Below are 20,067 nucleotides of genomic sequence, written 5' to 3' on the forward strand. Positions count from 1 at the left end.
GTCTACTTTGTGCGATGCGTTCCTGCCCCCGACTTGAGGACAATTCCTTGCGCAGATCACTCCGAGCCCGGGTCGGGCTCGCCATCCTGTCCGGTGTCCTGGCCGCCGGTGCGCTGACCGCCCCCGCGGCCGCCGCCGAAGGCACCGCCATCGCCGGCACTGTCACCGATGCATCCGGCCAGCCGGCGGCCGCGGTCTTCGTGATCGTCGAGAACGTCGACGGGAGTGCCAACTACCTGCAGACCGACGAGAGCGGCGCCTACTCGGCCAGCGTCTCGCCCGGCTCCTACCGGGTCTCGTTCCAATGGAACGCGCACACCCAGTGGGCACATCAGCGAGTCACCGCTGACACGGCGAACATCTTCGCGGTCGCCGAGGGCGAGACCGTACGGGTCGACGACCAGCTGCTGGCACCCGGCGCCGTGAACGGCCACATCACCAAGGCGGACGGCAGTCCCGTGCCCGGAGCATGGGTCACCCTGCGACGGGACGGCGTGCCGATCGTCGGCGCCACCACTGACGAGAACGGCTTCTACTCCATCGGCGAAGCACTGCCCGGCGAGTATCAGGTGGCGTTCGAGTGGAACGGCCTTCACCACCTGCCGGACACGGCCACCGTGGCCGCCGGCACGACCACCACAGTGAACGGTTCGCTGCCGCAGGAGACGACGCTGCTCGTCAAGGCCGTCGACTCGGTCACCGGGGCGCCGGTGGGCGCTTTCTGCGTGGAGGCGTGGGACCTCGAGGAGGCGGTCTGCAGTGACGCGGGCGACGCTGTCTCGGTCACCGGACTGTCGGCCGGCCAGGCCCGCTTCAACGTGGTGCCGAGCGGCTCCGACTACTACCTCGCCGAGCGGAGTCTGTCCGCCACCCTGACCGCCAACGAGGTCACCACGGTTACGGTGCCGCTGGTCTTCGGTGGTCAGATCGCGGTCAACGCCACCGACCGGGCTTCCGGGCAGCCGGTCGACCGCACGTGCTACCTCATCCGGGCGATCGGGCGCCCGGGGAACTTCAGCCAGGGCTGCACGGCCGCCGACGGCGCCGGGAAGCTCGACCGGCCGGTCGCGCCCGGGACGTACGAGGTCTTCGTGATCGCCCCGCGCGCCTACGGTCACCAGTGGCTGGGCAAGTCGGGCGGCACGGGCGACCAGAAGCAGGCGGCCCGGATCGTCGTCAAGCCGGGCAGGACGGCGAAGACGCCGACCGTGCTGCTCGACCCGCCCGGCACGATCACCGGCGTGGTGACCGGAGCCGACGGCACGCCGCTGAAGGGTGTCGGCGTTCACCACCATGCCCGCTCGCTCCACGAGTGGGACGGGGTCAACACGGACGCCTCCGGTCGCTACGTGATCAGCGGGCTCGGGCCGTACGCCTGGCCGCTGAACTTCTCGGGCAGCAACACCCACCCCGATCAGTGGTCCGGGAACGCGGGAAACCGCTTCCAGGCCGTCAAGATCCCGGTCACCGCGGGCGGCAGCAGCACCTATGACATCAAGCTGGCGAAGGGATCGACGCTGCGCGGCACCATCAAGCCGGGATCCCCGGAGGTACGGCTGATCGCGCACAACGCGGCCACCGGCGACCCGGTCGGCGTCTTCCACGGCTACGACGACGGCAACGCCGTGACGTCGTACGAAATGTCGCTGATCGGCCCTCAGCAGGTGAAGATCCTCTGGGATCTGTACGACGGGACCGACGGCAAGACGTGGCACGCCGGCGCGACCGACATCAGCACTGCTACCAAGGTCGGCATCCCGGCTTCCGGGGTGAAGAAGCTCAACCTGACGCACAAGTGAGCTGATGGGGCCGTCGCGGCTATGCGGCGGCCCCGTCCTTGTGGTCCCGCGCCCAGAGGTAGTAGTCGCGTTCCAGCATCCGAGCTTCCAGCGCGAGCCGGCGTTGCCGCATCCGCGGGACATTCGACGGCAGCGTGATGAAGGTTTCCGGGAGCACTGCCAGCGAGGTGGTGATCCGCTCGCCGTCGACCATCCGCAGCAGCACCCGGCACTGCCACCATGGCCGGTCGTCGCCCGGCCAGTAGTAGTCCGCCGGATCGGGGAACAGATAGTGCGTGGCCCCGGGATCCAGATGGGCTCGCAGCTCGGGGCTACCGCCACCCAGCCCGAGCCTTCGGCGGCCGGCTTCCTCGAACAGGGCGTACATTCGGTCGCGATCCAGCGCCTTCAGGACTCGGGCCTGCCTGGGCAGAGGCTTTCGTCCTGGCGGCGTGCGAACCGGCCAGCCGGCCAGCACTTGAAGCCGCCGCCGCAGGTCCCAGTCGGCGACATCCTTGCGCGGTGCTGGCAGCGGAGGCGGCGGCGTCCACTGATAGTCCGCGGCGGCGATGTGCCTCAGCATCCACTGCCGGCCCTCGTCCCCGGCGGTGTTCCAGGTCCAGCTCATCGGCCGTTCCTGCATCGCCCGCTCGCGGCGAGTGAGGTGCCCCGGGCGCTCTTTCGGCGCGGCGTTGAGTGGCAGGTTGTGCGCCAGATCAGCCAGGAAAGAGATCAACTCAAGAGCCTCGCCGGCCGGCCTCCCCGGTTGCCGACCAGGCTTCCTGGCAGCAGACCGAATCTCAATCAATGCGTGATAAGCCAAAAGCCCAGCAACGGTACGGTCGTCGACCTCCCCCGCCCGGAACCCGAGGCACCTGGCCAAACGCCGCCGACCACTCGCTCGGCGCGTGGTGATCGAGGAACGCTGATCGGGCGACATGGTGACATGATCGCCGACCCCCATGCTCACTGCCGCGTTCCCGCTCGGCGGCCCTGCCTGCTCCACGCGTTCACCACGATCGTCGGCGCGGACCCGAAAGCCATCGTGCCCGTGGCACCCAGTCAGCGCGCGCTACCCACCCAGCACCGATCGCGCAATGCCCACCCATACTGCAGCGCGCAATGCCCACCCACATCACGATGCCGCACTGCCGGTCCGCCGCGTCGTCCATCAGTTGTTCGGCGCTGCCCTTCCCCAGGGTTTTTCCTTTGAACCACTAATGGCGACCAGCGGCGCCCAGAAAATGAAGGTTGGCATGATCCTCTACTTACACTTCAGAGCGGCGGAGCGGGAAAATTAATGCATGAGGCAGGCGTCATTGTTCGGCAGGGCAGAAATTGCGGCGATGCGCGACAGAACCGCTTCTAGAAACCATTCACCCGCCCGCGACGAGTTCCGTCGTGAGCATGAGCGGCATCGCGCATGGGGCCTACAGCGCCGCCACGCCGAAAAGCTCCGCCGCCTCCGACAAAGTCGATCCGCTGCTGCCCCGGCGCCCACCCTCGAAAGCCTTCCTCCGCACCCCACCGTGCCACCACCGCCGGTTCCAGCCGCGCGACGAGCAAACACCTCGCCGCAGCCACTACCTCTTCCCGCGCAGCCGTCACCTGCTGGACCCAAGCCGCCCTGCCGCGCGCTGCAGCCGTCATCTCCCAAAGCGCGGCAGTCCCACCCTGCGCATCAGGCCGTTCCCTCCAAAGCGCAGCCGCCAACTGCTGAAACGCGACCGCCCCAGCCTGGCCCGCAGCCATCACCTACAGAAAACGCAGCTGCCAACTACCAAAACGCGACTGGCTCGCCCTGCGCCGCCATCGCCTCTAAAAACGCAGCCAACCCTGCACCGACAAGCCGCGGTGAGGCAACGGGCGCTTCCACAGCTCGACCGCCACGGTCGGCCTCCCAGGGCAGGTCCGGCCCGGTTCTACTCACTGTGGCATTTCTTGGATACTTGGGTCGCTGCAGGATGGTGGTTTTTGTTTTACTCAACCTTGCCGGGAACGCCACCGTCCGCAGCAATTACTGCGCGATGGTCGAGGTGCAGACAATCAAAAACGCCATATTGTTTTCCGCATTTTATCGTCGCCGTGTGCGGTGGTGTCGGCGGGACGGCAGCTGGAAACGGGGACCGCCGGGATCGGAGACGCGTGCGATTATTGGGGTGATCCCGCCGATTTCCTGTGTGCGTGGCGTGGGCTGACTGTGCCAAGGTGGCGGGCCGTCACCTCGGCGATCAGGGGCCGTTGCCGGGGTTGGCCCAACTGCGGTGACTCCCCGCGGGCGGGAAGTGAGCGCGGTAATGCATGCCGCGCATCGTGTAGTGGAAATAGCAACGCCGCTGCGAATTCCACGGGGGAAGAACTCGCAACGGCGTTCACCGTACGTTAACTGAGTGGACGCGCCGCGTCCAGTCATGATCGTCAGCGTAGTTCGGGGTAGAGCAAACCTGTGGCGCAGGCGCCTACGAGGGCGCCGGCCAGGACCTGGGCTGGGGTGTGGTCTCCCAGGCGGATGCGGGACCAGCCTACGGCGGCGGCCAGGGGCCAGGTGAAGCTCAGCCATGGACCGAAGACGACGGTGAAGGTCACTGCTACGCCGGCCGCTACCAGGGCGTGGATGGAGATCTTCCAGCGGGCCAGCAGGGTGATCGGGGTGGCTACCACCAGGGCGGCGGCCATGCAGGCGATGAGGGCCAGCAGGTCGCGAGGGGCGCCGGCGGCGTAGAGGGCCAGCGTGCCGGAGGCGGTGGAGCCCAGGCATACCAGCAGGGGCAGGGTGCGCTGGGAGCGGACGCCTACGTGGCGGTCGGTCCAGGCGCCTCGGCGGACGCCGTGAAGGATGTAGGCGATCGGCAGGAAGCTGGCTGCGGCGGCCGCTATGACGCCCCAGAACAGTGCGGTCAGTGCGGTGTCGGCAGCGTGCCAGGCAACGGCGATCAGGACGGTGGCTACCAGCACGGCGGGCGAGAGGATTTCGGTGAGGAGCCGGGCGAGGCGGTCGGCGGGGCGGGTTTCAGAGGACTGCGTCGTCATGGGATTCCAGGCTGGCGGGGGCGGCGGGCAAATTTCAGTGGGCGGCGGGGACGAAGCGGGGCGAGGGCGAGGCGGGGAGCAGGGCGGCGGGCGAGGCCGGCGGATCGCTGGGCCGGCGGCGGGAGTGGGTGAGACCGCCAATGGCCGGTGGTGAGAGCGCGCAGGTTGTCATGGGGCGGGGTGGGCCGGGGCGAGCGGGTCGTCGTCGGGGGTCTGCCGCTGGGCGCGGGCCGGGGTGGCCTGCTCAGCGCGGGCCAAGGCGGCAGGAAGCAGGCGGGAGACAGCCGCCAAGTGTTGGACGCTGGCGTCCAGGTCGGAGTCGTCGAGGAGCGGGAGGCCGGCTGAGGAAGTTGGGGGGCGGCGGCGCTCGGGCGGCGTACCCGTCAAGTAGTTGAGCATTGCTGCGATGCTGGCGGCGTCCCCGGCGGCCCGGGCTGATGCGGGGGTCTGGCCTGCGGCGATGGCTGCGGCGGCGGCTGAGGCGCCGGCCGATGGGTCCAGGTAGCCGTCGTGGCTGCGTAGGCCGTCGAGGATCTCGATGACCCGGCGGTAGGTTTCGACGCCGAGGGTGGTCAGAGGCGGGCGACGGCGTGGCGGATGCAGGGTGGCGCCGCTGTCGAGGTCGTGCAAGGCCCGCCACAGCGGATACATGGCGCGGTAACGGCGGTACTGACCGGGCCATTGGCGCAGGGCACCGGCGGTGCGGACGATCGTGGGGAGGACCAGACCGACGCTGACCAGGGTGATGCCGAGGCCGATCAGGGCGCGCGAGACCGGACGTTCCGACCACGGCACGGCGCCGCCGAGGGAGACCACCAGGATGAAGAAGCCTTTGTGTACGACGTAGATCAGCCCGACCAGAGCGCCGGTGCTGAGCAGGCGCAACCCGGCGCGCAGGGCTGATGCGGGCAGCTGCCGGGAGTAGCGAAGGGACATCCGCATGATGTCGACCATGGCCAGCGCCAGATACGCCAGGAAGCTGATCATGTATTCGCGCATCCAGGGCGCGCCCGCGTACCGATCGGCGAAGTGCTCCGCGTCCTCCACCGCGAAATCGGCGATCAGGAAGACGGCGCCCATCACGGCGGCGACGACGGCGAGCAGCAGCCAGCGGTGGGCGGCCCGGCGCCGGGCGGTTGCCGGGTCGCCCAGGTGCAGGAACAGCGACTGTACGGCGGCCGCGGCGATCAGCGCGCACAGGTGGATGACATAGCGGCCGAGGTTCGGGACCCCGCTGAGCTGCCCGATCGCGTGGTAGACGGGCTTGCACGAGATGACCTGGGCGACACCGAGGCTGGCCAGCACACCGCAGGTGGCGCGCAGGCCGGGGTTGCGCGGATCCCGCAGCAGCTGGGTGGTCTTCGGGATGAGGGCGGCGAACGCGACCGCGCCGGCGAGCAGCGGGGTGTAGTCGCTCACTTCTTCCAGCTCCGGTCGGCGGCCAGGGCGGAGCTGACCCGGTCGAGAGCGGCGGTGCGCACGTCGCCGGGGTCACGGGGCCGGGGCACCGGGGAGCGGCTGGCGGCGAAGCGGCTGATCACGCTGGCCACGCCTTCGGCTTCGCGTTCCTGGTCGTCGGGGTAGCTGGTGGTGCGGCCGAGGACGCGTTCGACCATGGCCGGGTCGAGGAAGTCGAAGCTGAGGTCGGCGGCGTCCAGGCGCAGCCGGCCGCGGTGGTCGCAGAGCAGGTGGGCGAGTTCGTGCAGCAGGATGTGTTCGCGCAGCACGGCGGGGGCGCGGTTGTCGACGACGATGTAGTCGGCTTTGCCGGTGGCCAGCCACAGGCCGCAGGGTGCGGTGGCGTCGCTGGTGTCCATCGGCAGGATGTGGATGGGCCGGCCGCGTTTGTCAGCGATGTTCTCGCTGAAGGCGCGCGCGTCGAACGGCACCGGGATGGTGATGTCCAGCCGGCGCAGGAGCTGTTCGTGGCGGCGGATCTCGCGGGCGCGCATGCCTACGGCAGGCCCTCTATCTCGCGGACCTGGTCGAGCATGGTGGAGACCAGTTTGAGGTGCGACGGCGACAGGCCACGGGCTTTCAAGGCGATGACGCGTACGCCAGGATCGTTCATGGCATCGTCAGCGGCCTGCAGTTTCTCCTTGAACTGCACGACCGCGCGCAGCTGCTCGAGCTCACGGGCGACGGCACCCGGGTCGCCGTCGCCGAGCAGGAAGGCGGCCGGCACCCCGAAGAACCGGGCGAGCGCGCGGACCTGCTGCACGCCGGGGTTCTCCCGTTCGCCGGTGCAGATGTAGTTGATGTACGCCGCGGAGATCTCGAAGCTCTGGTCGCGTTTGATGGCCTCGGCCACCTCGCGAACCGAGTAGCGGGGTTTGCCCACCGGCCGGACGGTCTCGAACAGGTAGTTGAGCCGGTCCTGCATGCTCGTGAGCGGACGACCGCCTGATGTGGTGCTCACCGTCGCCCTCCCTCTGTCAACCAAGTGCACAGTCAGTTGACAGGAATCCGGCGATCATGCGTATGCTTCCATCGCTGTCAACTGATCCGACGCGCACGTAGCGTACCGGAACCTCATCAGTTGACATTGATGTGTGGTTCCTCGATGTCCATCGGGGAGGTACGGCGCGTCGGCCTTATCACGGGGACGAGGGACGGCGCGGCGCCCGCAGCGCCACGCCCTCGGTGAAGCCGATCGCCAGAGCCTCCCCGGTGGAGGGGAGCTCTCCCCCTACAGCCGGATGTCGTCGACCTCGACGTCCACGTTGCTCACGTGCAGCCCGTAGTGCTCGACCGCCTCGATGACCTTGCGGCGGACCTCGGCGGTGACCTGCGCGGCGACCTCTCCGGCGGCCAGCACCAGCACCACGGTGATCTCCACGTCCAGGCCGTCCACCTTGGCTGTCACGCCGCGGGTGGCGTCGCCGACCTTGTCCAGGCCGACCTTGTCGAGCACGGCGTTGAAGAAGCGGGCCACGTCGCCGCCGAGCTCGACCACGCCGGGCACCGAGCGGGCCGCGGCGGCCGCGAGCTTCTCGACGACCTCGCGTTCGAACTTCGTGGCGCCCCGGTACGCGGCGGCCTCGACCACCTCGGCGCCGCCGTGCTGCGGCGGCACGGCCGGGACCACGGCGGGGACGAACAACTCCTGCGTACGGTCCGCGTGGAACTCGACCTCGTCGTTCATGATCAGCAGACTATTTGCCCTGGCGGGCGGGTGCGTAGCCGGGTGCCTGCTGCGGTGGTGGCAGCAGCGGCTCGATCTTCGCGACCGGGCGTTCGACCGGTTCGTGGGCGGTCACCTCGGCCGGCTCGTCGTAGAGGACGATCGGCAGTCTGGCGTCGCCGTCGCGCAGGCTCACGCGTACCGTCTCGTGGTCTGCCTCGACCAGCAGGCGCACGCCGCTGTGCCGGACCCGGAACCGCAGCCGGTCGATGCCGCCCGGCAGCCGGGGTGCCAGGGCGAGCACCTCGTCGCGTTCCCGCAGGCCGCCGAATCCCTCGACGATCGCCGTCCAGCCGCCGGCCAGCGACGCGATGTGCAGGCCGTCGCGGGTGTTGTCGTGCAGGTCGCGCAGGTCCACCATGGCCGCTTCCCACGCGTAGTCGTGGGCGAGTTCCAGGTGGCCGACCTCGGCGCACATCACCGCCTGGGTGCAGGCCGACAGGGACGAGTCGCGGACGGTGATCCGCTCGTAGTAGTCGACGTTGCGGGCCTTCTGCTCCTCGGTGAAGGTCTCCGGGCACCAGTGCATGGCCAGCACCAGGTCGGCCTGCTTGGCCACCTGCCGGCGGTAGAGCTGGAAGTAGGTGGCCTGTTCCTGCAGCGTCCTGTCCGGGTCGGTGGCGGAGAAGTCCCAGGCGGCGTAGCGGGTGAAGCCTTCAGACTGCGGGTGCACGCCCAACCGCTCGTCGTAGGGGATGTGGACGGCGTGGGCGCAGGCCCGCCAGAGGTCCGGTTCGTCGGGGCGCACGCCGAGGCTCTTCGCGATGTCGGGGTGCCGGGCGCAGGCGTCAGCGGCGGCCCGCAGGTTCTTGGCGGCCATCAGGTTGGTGAAGACGTTGTCGTCGGCGACGGCGCTGTACTCGTCGGGGCCGGTGACGCCGTCGATGTGCCAGACGCCGTCGGCGTCGTGGTGGCCGTGCGACACCCACAGCCGGGCGGTCTCCACCAGGATCTCCAGGCCGCACTCGGCTTCCAGGCTGCTGTCGCCGGTGACCAGCCGGAACCGGTCGACGGCGCGGGCGATCACGGCGTTCAGGTGCAGCGCGGCGGTGCCGGCCGGCCAGTAGGCGGAGCATTCGTCGCCGCTGATCGTGCGCCATGGGAACGCGGCGCCGTCCAGGCCGAGGGTGCGGGCCCGGTCGCGGGCGTCGCTGAGGATCGAGTGCCGCCAGCGCAGCGCGTCGGCGGCGGCTTGCGGGCAGACGTACGTCAGCAGCGGCAGAACATAACCCTCGGTGTCCCAGAACGCGTGCCCGTCGTAGCCGGGACCGGTCAGGCCCTTGCCGGGGATTGCCCGCCGTTCGGTGCGCGCGCCGGCCTGCAACACGTGGAACAGCCCGAACCGGACGGCCTGTTGCAACTGCGGATCGCCGTCGATCTCCACGTCGGCGGCGTCCCAGAAGTCGTCGAGGTATTCGCGCTGCTCGCGGAGCAGGCCGTCCCAGCCGGTGTAGCGGGCGCCGGTCAGCGCCGCGGCGATGTGGTCGCGCAGCGCTTCGGTGGAGCGGGAGGTGCTCCACCCGTACCCCAGGAATTTGATGATGCGCAACCGCTCGCCGGGCTGCAGAACGGTGACCACGGTCGTGCGCGCCCAATCGGCGCGCACGTCGGTCTCCTCCTGGTAGTCGCCGGGTGCTTCGACCAGGTGGTCCATGCCGGCGGCCATCAGCAGGCGGCTGTTGCGGGTACGGTGCAGCAGCACCGCCCCGTGCTGCTCGGTGTCCTGCTCGACCGCCTCCACGGGATGTTCCAGGGCGGCCGCGACCCGCGGGTCGTCGGAGACCTTGACCTGCTCCTCGCCGGCCTCCAGGCCCGATTGCAGGGTGATGCGCACCTGGTGGCCGACGGCCTCGACCTCGTAGGAGACGGCGGCGACGGCCCGCTGGGTGAACGAGACGAGGCGCCGGCTGCGGATCCGGACCGTGCGGCCGGCCGGCGACTCCCATTCGACGTCGCGGCGCAGCAGTCCGGCGCGCAGGTCGAGGGTGCGCTCGTGGGCGTGCAGGACGCCGCCGCCGATGTTGAACTGCTCGTCGTCGACGGTGAGCCGGAAGAGTTTGCCGTCGGTGACGTTGACGACGGTCTGACCGTGCTGCGGGTAGCCGAAGCCGCCCTCCGGGTAGGGCAGCGGGCGCTGTTCGAAGTAGGAGTTGAGGTAAGTGCCGGAGATGGCGTGCGGCTCGCCCTCGTCGAGGTTGCCGCGCAGGCCGAGGTAGCCGTTGGACAGCGCGAAGATCGATTCGGTCTGGGCGAGCAGGTCGGGGTCCAGGCGTGTCTCGCGTACCTGCCAGGGCTCCGCCGGGCAGATCTCCTCACCGATCATGCGGTTACGGATTGCCGGAAACCGGCGGAAGAAACTGGCAGTTTGCTGTTAATAGGAGTGGTTGTCCTGCCAGTGCGACCAGGCGCCGCACGGCGAGTCGTAGCGGCCCTTGATGTAGCCGAGGCCCCACTTGATCTGGGTGGCCGCGTTGGTCCGCCAGTCGGCGCCGGCGGAGGCCATCTTGTTGCCGGGGTACGCCTGCGGGATGCCGTAGGCGCCGGAGTTCGGGTTCTCGGCCCGGTGGTTCCAGCCGCTCTCGTGATCCCACAGCTCTTCGAGGCAGCCGAACTCGGCGATCGCGAAGCCCTTGTCGATCATCAGGGCGCAGCCGGTGGCGCGGTTGCCCTTGAACTCGGCGCACGACTCCGGGATCTTGCCGGTGTACGGCACGTCCCGCTCTTCCTCGGCCTTCTTCTCGGCCACGAGCTGCTTGCGTTTCTGCTCCAGCGCTCGGGCCTGGCCGGACGCGACCTTCACCTGGGCGGCGGCTTTCGCGGCGGCCTGGCCCTCGGCCGCGGTCCGCGACGCCCGGGCGGCGATGTGCCGGTTGTGCCGTTCCTTGAGCAGAGCGTCGTCGATCGCCGTCGCCGTCACGTTCTGCTGCGGAACGTCGCGGGCCGCACCGAGATACACCCCGGCGGCCGCGCCGGCCACCAGCAGCGCCACCGAAGCCACCCGCACACCGAGCTTCACCATGCTGTGTATGACGGTCGCGGCGGGGTCGTTGTGTAGGACACCGGGCGCATTTTTCGCGCCCGGCGTCACGGCTGTCAATGATCGTTGATCTCGATGGACACCCGATGCTCGCTGGACTTCCAGTTCGGCACCGGCATTGCACTGAAACCGCCACCACGCTGTCTTGCCAGGATCTGCACGGTGCCCGGACGCTGCTGCGCGGCGGGGATGAACACGTCCATTCCGGTCATGAAGGTTACGGCGAAGAACTCCGGCAACGGCGCCGTGAGGTCGGTCACGCCGTCACTGCCGTCGTCGAACGCGAACACTCCGATGACCCGCTTCGCGCGCGGCGCGTTCGCACCGTTCAGGATGTTGGTGCCGTTGACCCAGAGTTCGTCACCCTCGGCGCCCCACCATTCCTTCTGCCGCTGGAAGGTCAGGGCGGTGTGCCGGTCGCTGGTGTCGACCAGCGCGCCGATGCCCTCCCCCGGCCGGCTGGTGACCAGCCGCACGAACGAGTCCGAGCGCACGAACGGCTCGAAGTAGAAGTGGTGGGTGGCCTGCCCGGTTCGGACCAGGGCGAACTCGTAGCGCGCGAACGGCAGCACCGGCACCGGCCCGAACGATCCGTCCGGTTTCACCGTCTGCACGCGGACCGGGCGGTTCGTCAGGCGGCGTCCGGTGAGCGGGCTGACCGGATACAGCTCGACCGCGGCTTCGCCCACGCCGGCATTGCTGGGGAACAGCACGGCACGGCCGGAGACCTGGGCATGCGCTTGCGGCACGATCTTGGTGGTACGCGGCTCGCGCCCCTGCAGGAACCGGAAGATCTCCTGGAACGACTCCGTCGAGGAGACCGTCTGGGTGTGCGACTGGTCCGGGAAGTACACATTGGTCGCGCCGGCCACCGCCCGCGCGGGGTCGCCTTCACCCCAGATCGCGAGGGTACGCACACCGCCGGGCAGAGCCGCCGCGGGACGGCCGTCGAGGTTGACGTAGTTGGCGACCCGGGCCGCACGTGCGGGTGAACTGTTCAGATAGCCCTGGGTGACGAACGTGCCGAGCGAGTGCGCGAGCAGATCGACCTGCTCGGTGCCGGCGGCAGCGAGCAGGCGGTCGATCCGGGCGTCGAGGTCGGCGTAGACCGCGGCGATGATCGTGGCGATGTTGGGTGAGTCGTACTCGTGCGCCTCGACCAGATCGATCGGGTAGCCGTTGCCGGCCAGGCGCTTGGCCTGCGTACGGAATTGCATCGCGGATCCGGCGCTGCCGTGGATGAAGACGACCGGCCGCACGCTCGCCCTGCTCGGCTTGCTCTGCTCCGGCGCAGCGGCGGCGGCCGGTACGGCAAGGCCGGTCACGGCGAGCGCGGCCCCGGATATCAATGCAAGCAACCTTCGGCGGGTAATCTCCATCGACCCTCCCGATAGACGGCGATCATTTTGCACTAGCAGTGTGAATACTGCCGGTCCGCACGTCGCGGCACAAGGTCGCTTAGCATTGCCGGGTTCTCTTGTCTGCTCCGCCCTCTCTGAAGCGAGGCGTTCCATGCGGTGGTTGCGGTTCGGATCCGCCAAACGACCGGTCGAGCACGACCCCGCCCGCCAGCAGGCCCTGCTCGCCGAGGTCCGGCAGAACTTCGGCGCCCAGAACCAGGCCTCGTTCGCCGACCAGGCCGAGGCGGTGGCCAAGCTGCTCGCCGAGGACCTGCCGGTGGCCGTGGTCGTCCTGCGCGAGTTCGCCGACTCGGCGTATGCGCAGATGTATCACCAGGCCGCGAACCTGCGGCTGGCCACCGACCGGACGAACTACCGGCCGCTGTGGCAGTCGGCCGGCACCCACCTGCAGTGGCCGCTGTTCGCGCTGCCGTGCGCTCTGCATCCGTACGTCCACGTCAGCGCGGCGGCGTCGGTGCTGGGCGGCGGTGAGGCCCGGCAGGTGGTCCGGGTCACCGATCCGGAGCAGCTGCTCGCGCACCTCTTCGAGATCCTGGATCTGACGATCGCGGGCTGGGAGTTCGGCCGGGTCCGCGTGGACGTCGACGCGGCGACGCTGGCCATGCGCCTGATCACCACCGCGCGTGACCTGCGGGCGGCGATGGGCAACCCGCCGCCGCTGCCGAACCCGGTCCGCGAACTGATGCGCCGCAACAACAGCATCACAGTCCTGGACCCGAGTGGCACGCGGCCGGTCGGCGCCATCAACCCGGGCAAGGAGATGCGCGAGAACCTGCTGGCCTGAGGATTGCTCAGCGGCAGATGATCGTCGCATCGTCGGTGGCGACGCCGTCGCGGGCCTCGGCCTCGCGGACCCTGCGGATGATCTCAGCGGGTCCTTCGGTGTCCAGCAGGTGCAGCAGTCCCGCCCAGTCGGTGAGCCCGAAGGTGTCCACGATCCGGCTCGCGCCGTTGCTGAGCAGCGCGGTCGTGGTCACGTCGCCGGTCGGGCAGCCGCCGGTGATCGCCTCGTCCGCGGCCCGCGGATCGTCCTTGGCGACCCAGTAGCCACCGGGGCTGTTGCGCAGGGCCCGCAACTCCCCCAGCAGCCGCCGCCGATCCTCCGGATGGCTTCTCATCCGGGCTTCGACGGATCGGGCGATCACCACCTCGCGCGGGTCGTGGGCGACCAACGGCTCAGCCCCTGCCCTTCCGATGACCGCCACGGCATCGCCCAGGACCAGGTGCTCGACGAACCCTTCGGTGAACCGGAGCATCGCCACCGCCGCGTACGGGCTGATCGGGCTGGCCGTGTCGCAGGTGCCACGGTGTTCGCCGGTGACCCGCTCGATGCTCTCGGCGAGCACGTCACGCAGACTCCGGTCGTCGGCCAGGGCGCCCAGCAGCGCGCCGCCGAGGCGGGTGGCGTACCAGCGCACCCCGTGCCGGCAGACTGCCTCAGCGCCCGCGATCCCACCCGCGCCGTCGACCAGGACCAGACCGGCCGGCACAGCGCCGGCGAAATCCTCATTGGCGCGACCGGCATGTCCCGCATCGGTCGCCATCGGCATGCGAGGAGGGTACGCCGTCCTTCAGGGCGGTGGTGAATCCTCGCCGGGCATGCCAGGGGCCGTTGTCGTACCCGGCCGCTAGGTTCAAGCCCGGGATCGTCTCAGGAAGGGAGTGGGCGAGGTGGCGCGGCGTGCATACGTGTTCCTGTTGCGTCCCACTTCGGGCCAGGTGCAGCGGGCTCTCGCCTGCATCGAGGACCACCGGATCTTGTATAACGCGGCCCTGGAGGAACGGCGGACCGCTTATCGCAAGGCGGGCGTGACGATCCGCTACGGGCAGCAGTCCGGGCAGCTCAAGGAGATCCGCCGCGCCGACCTGCAGGGACAAGGCCGATGGTCGTTCTCCAGCCAGCAGGCGACGTTGCGGCGGTTGAGCAAGGCGTTCGACGGTTTCTTCCGCCGGGTGAAAGCCGGGCAGGCGCCGGGCTATCCGCGGTTCAAAGGTCGCGGCCGGTTCGATTCGGTGCAGTGGCCGAAAGACGGTGACGCGTGCCGGTGGAACTCCACCCCGGACAGCGATCACGTACGGGTCTATCTGCAAGGCATCGGGCACGTCAAAGTCCGCGCGCATCGCAAGGTCGAGGGCCGGGTCAAGACGATCACGCTCAAACGTGCGGGCAAGCGCCTGTACGTGGTGCTGTCGTGCGACGACGTGCCCGCCCTGACACTGCCGCAGACCGGCAGCAAGGCCGGGATCGACATGGGTGTCGTATCGTTTCTGACCACCAGCGACGGCCGGCACGAGCCGAACCCCCGGTTCGTCAAGACGATGGCCGGTGAGCTGGCCGCCGCGCAGCAGGCCCTGTCCCGCAAGACGCGGGGTTCCCATAACCGGGCGAAGGCCCGGGCGAAGGTCGCGGCGATCCACACCAGGATCCGCCGGCAGCGCGCCGATTTCCATCACAAGACCGCGCTCCAGCTGGTGCGGGAACACGATGTGATCGCCCACGAGAAGCTGCGGGTAGATAACATGACCCGCTCGGCGTCCGGGACAGTGACGCAGCCGGGTACCAACGTGGCCCAGAAGTCCGGGCTGAACAAGAGCATTCTGGACGCGGGCTGGGCTGCGTTCCTGCGAATCCTGACCGCCAAGGCTGAAAGCGCCGGACGGACCACGATTGCCGTGAAAGCCGCTCACACCTCCCAGACCTGCCCCGAGTGCGGGCACGCCGCGAAGCAGAACCGCCGCACCCAAGCCGAGTTCACCTGCCAGGGCTGCGGCTACACCGACCACGCCGACATCGTCGGCGCGATCAACGTATTGAGACGCGGGCTGGCGTCTCAGCCCGAACCCGTCAAGGTTTAGGCGAAGCCCCGTCCTTCAGGACGGGGAGCAGTCACCATTACGCGCACCACCCCTGAATAATCGGCATGCAGGGCGTTCGCGTCGACCGTCCGGTCGGGGAAAGCAGCCGTTGCGCGGATGACCGATAGTGGGCCGGTGACCAAAATGGTCGACGCGGCGGAGGCAGACGTCCGCCCCATAGACGGTGGGTTTCCCGAATGAGCGGCTGGCAGCTGTCCGGCTACACGCCTGTTCGTCAGCTCGGCGCCGGCGCGTCGGGCAGTGTCGTGCTCGCCACCCACGACCAGACCGGCACACCGGTCGCGATCAAGTATCTGACGCATGTCATCGGCGACGACGCTGCGTTCCGGCTCGCCTTCCGGAAAGAGGCGCAACTCCTCGGCGAGATCGACGACCCGCACGTGTCGCGGCTGTATGAGTACGTCGAGTCGGCCGACGGCGCGGCGATCGTGATGGAGCTGGTCAACGGGGTGTCGCTGCGGCAGATGCTGCGCGAGCACGGGCCGACCACCCCGGAGGCGGCGCTCTGCGTGCTGAAGGGGTCCCTTGCCGGGCTGGGTGCGGCGCACGCTCATGGAGTCGTGCACCGTGACTACAAGCCGGAGAACGTGCTGGTGACCGGGGAAGGGCAGAGCAAGCTCGCCGACTTCGGCATCGCTGTGCCGGTGGGGCAGGGCGCCGACACGGTCGTGTCCGGCACGCCTCGATACATGGCGCCGGAGCAGTGGACGGGTGCCCCGGCGACGCCTGCGTGCGACATCTACGCCGCCACGGCCACCTTTTTCGAGTGCCTCACCGGCCGGCCGCCGTACGACGGGGCGAATCTGTTCGCCCTGCACGACCAGCACGCCAACGCGCCGATCCCGACGGATCCGGCGCCGGTGCCGGTGCACGACCTGCTTCGGTACGGCTTGGCGAAACAGCCCGCCGACCGGCCGCCGCACGCCCTGGCGTTCCTCGACATCCTCGAGCGGGTGGCCGGTGCGGCGTACGGTCCGGAGTGGGAGGACCGCGGGCTGGGCGACCTGGCACGCCGGGCTGCGCTGCTTGCCGCGCTGTGGCCGTTCCCGGACGGCGACTCGGGCGCCACCAGCCTCGCCGCGACGGCGCTCGGCAGCGCCACACCCGGTGGCAGCCGCCGTGGCCGCAAGCAGGCCGCGCTGGCCAGCGGTGTCCTCGCCGCGGCGCTGCTGCTCGGCGGGGTGGGATACCGCTACGTCGCCGCCGACGAATCCTCGGCTCTCGCGGGAAGCGAGGCGAACACCACTGCCGTCGCTCCCGCGGTGGCCGGGCCGTCCAGCGCGGCTCCCCCAGCGACCTCGCCGGCGCCGTCGGCCTCGCCGGGGACCTCCAGCGACCCGGTGCAGCAGGCCCCGACGACAGTGCAGCCGGATCCCGGCACCACTACCCCGGCTCAGTCCCCGCCCGCCTCGCCCACCGCCTCGCCCACCGACGAACCCACCGACGAGCCCGAGACCACCACGCCCCCGGCCTCGCCGACGCCTCCGCCTGACACCACCGCGCCCACGGTCGGGGCCGTCACCGCGAGCCAGCCCAGGCTGGAGGCGGAGAACTGCCAGTACGGCGTCCGCACGAGCACCATCTCGGCCACCGTCACCGACGACGAGAGCGGCGCGGCGGCGCTGAAGGTCACCTTCCGTTACACCCTGAGCGGCGCCACCAAGACCGGCTCCATGCAGTCGGTCGGAAGGGGTCGCTTCCAGGGAACGCTCGGCCCGCTGCCGATGCCGAAGACGGCCACCCGCATTCCGGTCTCCGTCGTCGCCGTCGACGCCGCCGGTAATTCGGGCCGGTCGGCGTCACCGGCGTACGTGTCCCTCGACAACATCTGCACTCCCGGTTAGGAGCACGCGGTGCTGGCTGCACAAAGGCAGGTGTCGACGTGACCCGGCCGGAGGAACCCCGCGGCGACCGGGGCATGCCGCCGCCCGCCGATCCGTGGGCGACGATCAATCGCGCCGACCCCACCGTTTACCTCAGCGATCCGGACAGCACTGTCAACCTCGATCAGACCGCGCGTCTGCCGGGGGCGGCGCCGACCGTACGCGTACCCCCGGCTTCTCCGACCGTGCCCCAGAACGTGCCGGCGCCGACCCTGCGAGCTGGTGAAGAGCTGCGCTTCGGGCCCGGCGTGCCGGCGGCCCCGGTGGCTGCCCCCGGCTGGCCGGCGCCTGCTTCGGCCCGGCGTCCGGTGTGGCGGCGGCTGGTGTCGGTGGTCTCCGGCCTGCTGACCCTCGCGCTGGTCGTGGTGGTCGGGCTGTATCTGTGGCAGCGGCTGCGCCCGCTCGAGGTGGAGACCGTCGCGGTGGCCGTGCCCCAGCCGGCCGGGGACCGCTGTGATGTCACCGTCGATGTGGTCGCGACCGTGGGCACGAACGGCCGGAGCGGTGTGATCCGCTATCAGTGGTTCCGCTCGGACGCGCCGCCGGGCGCTGTGCTCACCGAGCAGGTCGGCAGCGGTCAGCGCACTGTCGCTCTCACGTTGAAATGGACGTTCAGCGGCGTCGGCACGACCACCGAGACCGCCACCGTCAACATCCTCGAACCGTCGCCGGTCCATGCGGGCACGGAAGTGACCTATCGCTGCCGGGAAGGTTGAGGGAGGATCCGGGCGGTGAGCTGGTGGATGCATGCGGTCCCGCTGTCCGGGTCCACCGGCGCCGAGACCCTGGAGTGGGCCGCTTCGGCGAGCTTCTCGCGCGGCGTGCCTGAACAGATGCCCGCCTCGCGGCCGTTGCCGTCGGTGCGCGATGTGCTTGCCGCTTTCCGGGCGGCGGGCTGCCACGGAACGGCATGGTTCGACCTCATCGGTACGGCGGAGCCGCTGGAGGAGTGTCCGGATCCGGGTACGTGCTACAGCGCGGGCGGCCTCGACCTCGGCGAAGTCCGACTCAGCATGGTCGAGGCCTCGGTGGAGGCGGTGTCGTTCCGCAAGCCGGTTCCCGTGGCCGTGCTGACCGCGGCCAGCGCGCTGGCGTCGACAGCCGGGCCGCAGCTGGTGTTCGACGACTCCGCGGACAGCTTGTTCGTGGTCTGGCCAGGAGAATCAGCCGAGAGCCTGCTGGCCGAGTGGCCCTGGTAGCTGGCTCGCGCGAAGGGTCTAACCTGCCTCTTTCGGGATGCTGCGCCAGATCGGGGCAGGCGCGACGCCGGCCTTGCGGAGCTGTTCCAGCCGCGGCCGGGCTCGTTCCCACAACAGGTCAGTGATCTTTTCCTGTACGCCGGTCACGCCCAACGCCGTGCTGACCTGAGCCTGCCCGGCCGCATCGTCGCCGCCCATCTTCGGCAGGAACTCGCGGAGCCGCTGCTTGCGCAGATACGACGGCGGGTGCGAGCCGAGCTGCCGGGCCTGCTCGTCGCCGGTCTGCAGCAGCGCGACGGCCCGGTCCATCACCTCCATGGCGTCGAAGAAGATCGTGATGCCCCAGAAGCCGTCGGTCATGGTGCCCTCGTCGTACTGGATGCCCGCGTTGATGGCGAAGGCCGCGCCGAGCATGTCAGCGTCCAGCTCCTGCTGCCACGAGTAGGCCAGCGTCTCGACGTCGGCGACCGGCAGCACGCCCTTGCGAGTCCCGGCCTTCTCCAGATGTCCCATCAGGATGTGGGCGTGCTCGTGCCCGACGATGAAGTGCTCCAGCGCGGAGGCCAGCCGCCCCGCCATCTTGAAGTAGCCCGGTGGCATGGCCGTCTCGTTGCCCGGGGTGCCGGCGACCTGACCGGTCCGGGCGTAGGCGACGACGAGGTTGGTGAACCACTCGGCGATGCGCGGCTCCTCCGCGATGCGCCCGGCCACCAGCTCCGGGCTCATCTGCAGCGTCACCTGCCCGTTCCCGGCGTCCTCACCGCGGGGAAGGGCCCACGTCATCAGCTTGCAGAATTGGTACGCGAAGCTGGGCATCTGGTCCTCGAACACCACCAGATAGCCGGGTACCCGCCCGGGCGCCAGCATGCTCACCGCGTTGAGCTGCCCGGACGGCAGCACGCCGATCGTGGGCCGCAGCGCGTCCAGATCCACCGGCCCGTCGATCATGCTCCGCATGGCGCGCTCGATGTTGCCCTGGATGGTGCGCAACTCCGAGTCGAACGGGTACGGGTTGTTCATGGCGGCCTGAACCGCGTTCTCCATCCAGCCCTGCACCTCGCCTTCCGCCAGCTGCTCCGCCGAGAAGCTCTCCTCCAGCAGCCGCTGCGCGCGGTCACGAATCGCCTGCGGATCAGCGGGCCGCCCGGCGCCCGGGTAAGCCTGGATGATCTGCTTCCGCAGCAGCTCGAGGAGAATCCGCGCAGATCCTGGCCGCTCATCGCTGCTGCTCGCGGACCGTGACGTCCGGCCCGAACGTCTCGGCGACGCTCTGCGCCACCTCGGCCGCGCTGCCGCCACCACCCGACACCAGCTCCGGCAGGGTTGCGATGACCTTGCCGAACAGCCCTTCCGGCTCGCGCACCTCGACGCTGGCCTGCCCGTCGGTGGAGACGATCACGACCGTCCCGTAGACCACGTCCGGCGTCCGGTAGAACTGCTTGGGCGCGCCCGGCCGCAGATCCACGACCTGCCCGCCTTTGCGCTGATCCAGCACATGCAGCACGGCCGCGACCGCAATCGTCGTCCCGGACAGCAGCAACGTCACGGTCAGCACCGGCTCGATGCCGAGCCGCGGAACCTCATCAGCCTCCACGCCGCGCGCCCGCGCCAACTCGAGCGCAGCCGCCACCTCCCCCGGTTCAAGCACAACGATGGAT

The 20,067-nt window shown here is 69.7% G+C and carries 18 protein-coding genes; 6 read left to right on the forward strand and 12 right to left on the reverse strand.

What is annotated here, in order from left to right; all coding sequences use genetic code 11:
- Window positions 1–47: 47 nt before the first annotated feature.
- Window positions 48–1,799 carry a carboxypeptidase-like regulatory domain-containing protein gene (locus tag OHA21_RS26730; RefSeq protein WP_328459298.1) on the forward strand — a complete coding sequence of 584 codons (1,752 nt, stop codon included), beginning with the start codon at window positions 48–50 and terminating at the stop codon, window positions 1,797–1,799.
- 19 nt (window positions 1,800–1,818) lie between these two features.
- Here the strand turns inward: OHA21_RS26730 and OHA21_RS26735 are convergent, their stop codons facing one another.
- The 9 genes from OHA21_RS26735 to OHA21_RS26775 form a co-directional block, all read right to left on the reverse strand.
- A complete protein-coding gene (locus tag OHA21_RS26735; RefSeq protein WP_328459301.1) occupies window positions 1,819–2,718 on the reverse strand; it encodes a hypothetical protein in 900 nt (299 codons plus the stop codon).
- A 1,478-nt stretch (window positions 2,719–4,196) separates the two neighbouring features.
- Window positions 4,197–4,808 (reverse strand): phosphatase PAP2 family protein, encoded by a 612-nt coding sequence (locus OHA21_RS26740; protein ID WP_328459303.1) that lies wholly within the window; start codon window positions 4,806–4,808, stop codon window positions 4,197–4,199.
- Window positions 4,809–4,976: 168 nt separating this feature from the next.
- Window positions 4,977–6,227, reverse strand: coding sequence for an MAB_1171c family putative transporter (locus OHA21_RS26745; protein ID WP_328459305.1), 1,251 nt, complete (start codon window positions 6,225–6,227; stop codon window positions 4,977–4,979).
- The gene (locus OHA21_RS26750) at window positions 6,224–6,760 is read right to left on the reverse strand and encodes a hypothetical protein (RefSeq protein ID WP_328459307.1); all 537 of its coding nucleotides are present in this window, start codon (window positions 6,758–6,760) and stop codon (window positions 6,224–6,226) included. Before OHA21_RS26750 ends, OHA21_RS26745 begins: the two co-directional genes overlap by 4 nt.
- Before the next feature lie 2 nt (window positions 6,761–6,762).
- Window positions 6,763–7,227 (reverse strand): helix-turn-helix domain-containing protein, encoded by a 465-nt coding sequence (locus OHA21_RS26755; protein ID WP_328459309.1) that lies wholly within the window; start codon window positions 7,225–7,227, stop codon window positions 6,763–6,765.
- Between the two features lie 270 nt (window positions 7,228–7,497).
- Entirely contained in the window at window positions 7,498–7,953 is a 456-nt protein-coding gene (locus OHA21_RS26760; RefSeq protein ID WP_328459311.1) for an Asp23/Gls24 family envelope stress response protein, read from the reverse strand.
- 10 nt (window positions 7,954–7,963) lie between these two features.
- Entirely contained in the window at window positions 7,964–10,315 is a 2,352-nt protein-coding gene (locus OHA21_RS26765; protein ID WP_328459313.1) for a glycoside hydrolase family 65 protein, read from the reverse strand.
- A gap of 48 nt (window positions 10,316–10,363) precedes the next feature.
- Window positions 10,364–11,011 (reverse strand): lytic transglycosylase domain-containing protein, encoded by a 648-nt coding sequence (locus tag OHA21_RS26770; RefSeq protein WP_328459315.1) that lies wholly within the window; start codon window positions 11,009–11,011, stop codon window positions 10,364–10,366.
- A gap of 74 nt (window positions 11,012–11,085) precedes the next feature.
- Window positions 11,086–12,387, reverse strand: coding sequence for an alpha/beta hydrolase (locus OHA21_RS26775; RefSeq protein ID WP_328459317.1), 1,302 nt, complete (start codon window positions 12,385–12,387; stop codon window positions 11,086–11,088).
- A 154-nt stretch (window positions 12,388–12,541) separates the two neighbouring features.
- On the opposite strand from OHA21_RS26775, the gene OHA21_RS26780 reads away from it, so the two are divergent.
- Window positions 12,542–13,234: a hypothetical protein gene (locus OHA21_RS26780; protein ID WP_328459319.1), complete on the forward strand. Its 693-nt coding sequence runs from the start codon at window positions 12,542–12,544 to the stop codon at window positions 13,232–13,234.
- A 7-nt stretch (window positions 13,235–13,241) separates the two neighbouring features.
- Here the strand turns inward: OHA21_RS26780 and OHA21_RS26785 are convergent, their stop codons facing one another.
- Window positions 13,242–14,000, reverse strand: coding sequence for a hypothetical protein (locus OHA21_RS26785; RefSeq protein ID WP_328459321.1), 759 nt, complete (start codon window positions 13,998–14,000; stop codon window positions 13,242–13,244).
- 121 nt (window positions 14,001–14,121) lie between these two features.
- Between OHA21_RS26785 and OHA21_RS26790 the strand changes: the two genes are divergently transcribed.
- The 4 genes from OHA21_RS26790 to OHA21_RS26805 all read left to right on the forward strand — a co-directional run bounded on the left by OHA21_RS26790 (window position 14,122) and on the right by OHA21_RS26805 (window position 18,409).
- The gene (locus OHA21_RS26790) at window positions 14,122–15,306 is read left to right on the forward strand and encodes an RNA-guided endonuclease InsQ/TnpB family protein (protein ID WP_328459323.1); all 1,185 of its coding nucleotides are present in this window, start codon (window positions 14,122–14,124) and stop codon (window positions 15,304–15,306) included.
- Between the two features lie 197 nt (window positions 15,307–15,503).
- Window positions 15,504–17,171 (forward strand): serine/threonine-protein kinase, encoded by a 1,668-nt coding sequence (locus OHA21_RS26795; RefSeq protein WP_328459325.1) that lies wholly within the window; start codon window positions 15,504–15,506, stop codon window positions 17,169–17,171.
- 38 nt (window positions 17,172–17,209) lie between these two features.
- On the forward strand, window positions 17,210–17,926 hold the full coding sequence (locus OHA21_RS26800) for a hypothetical protein (RefSeq protein ID WP_328459327.1): 717 nt from the start codon (window positions 17,210–17,212) through the stop codon (window positions 17,924–17,926).
- 15 nt (window positions 17,927–17,941) lie between these two features.
- The gene (locus tag OHA21_RS26805) at window positions 17,942–18,409 is read left to right on the forward strand and encodes a hypothetical protein (RefSeq protein WP_328459329.1); all 468 of its coding nucleotides are present in this window, start codon (window positions 17,942–17,944) and stop codon (window positions 18,407–18,409) included.
- An 18-nt stretch (window positions 18,410–18,427) separates the two neighbouring features.
- Here the strand turns inward: OHA21_RS26805 and OHA21_RS26810 are convergent, their stop codons facing one another.
- Both OHA21_RS26810 and OHA21_RS26815 read right to left on the reverse strand, forming a co-directional pair.
- Window positions 18,428–19,453, reverse strand: a complete 1,026-nt coding sequence (locus OHA21_RS26810; RefSeq protein WP_328459331.1) for a hypothetical protein — start codon at window positions 19,451–19,453, stop codon at window positions 18,428–18,430.
- Window positions 19,454–19,625: 172 nt separating this feature from the next.
- Window positions 19,626–20,057: a hypothetical protein gene (locus OHA21_RS26815; protein WP_328459333.1), complete on the reverse strand. Its 432-nt coding sequence runs from the start codon at window positions 20,055–20,057 to the stop codon at window positions 19,626–19,628.
- Between the last annotated feature and the right edge of the window lie 10 nt (window positions 20,058–20,067).

It is taken from the genome of Actinoplanes sp. NBC_00393 (assembly GCF_036053395.1).
In the GTDB taxonomy this organism is placed as follows: domain Bacteria; phylum Actinomycetota; class Actinomycetes; order Mycobacteriales; family Micromonosporaceae; genus Actinoplanes.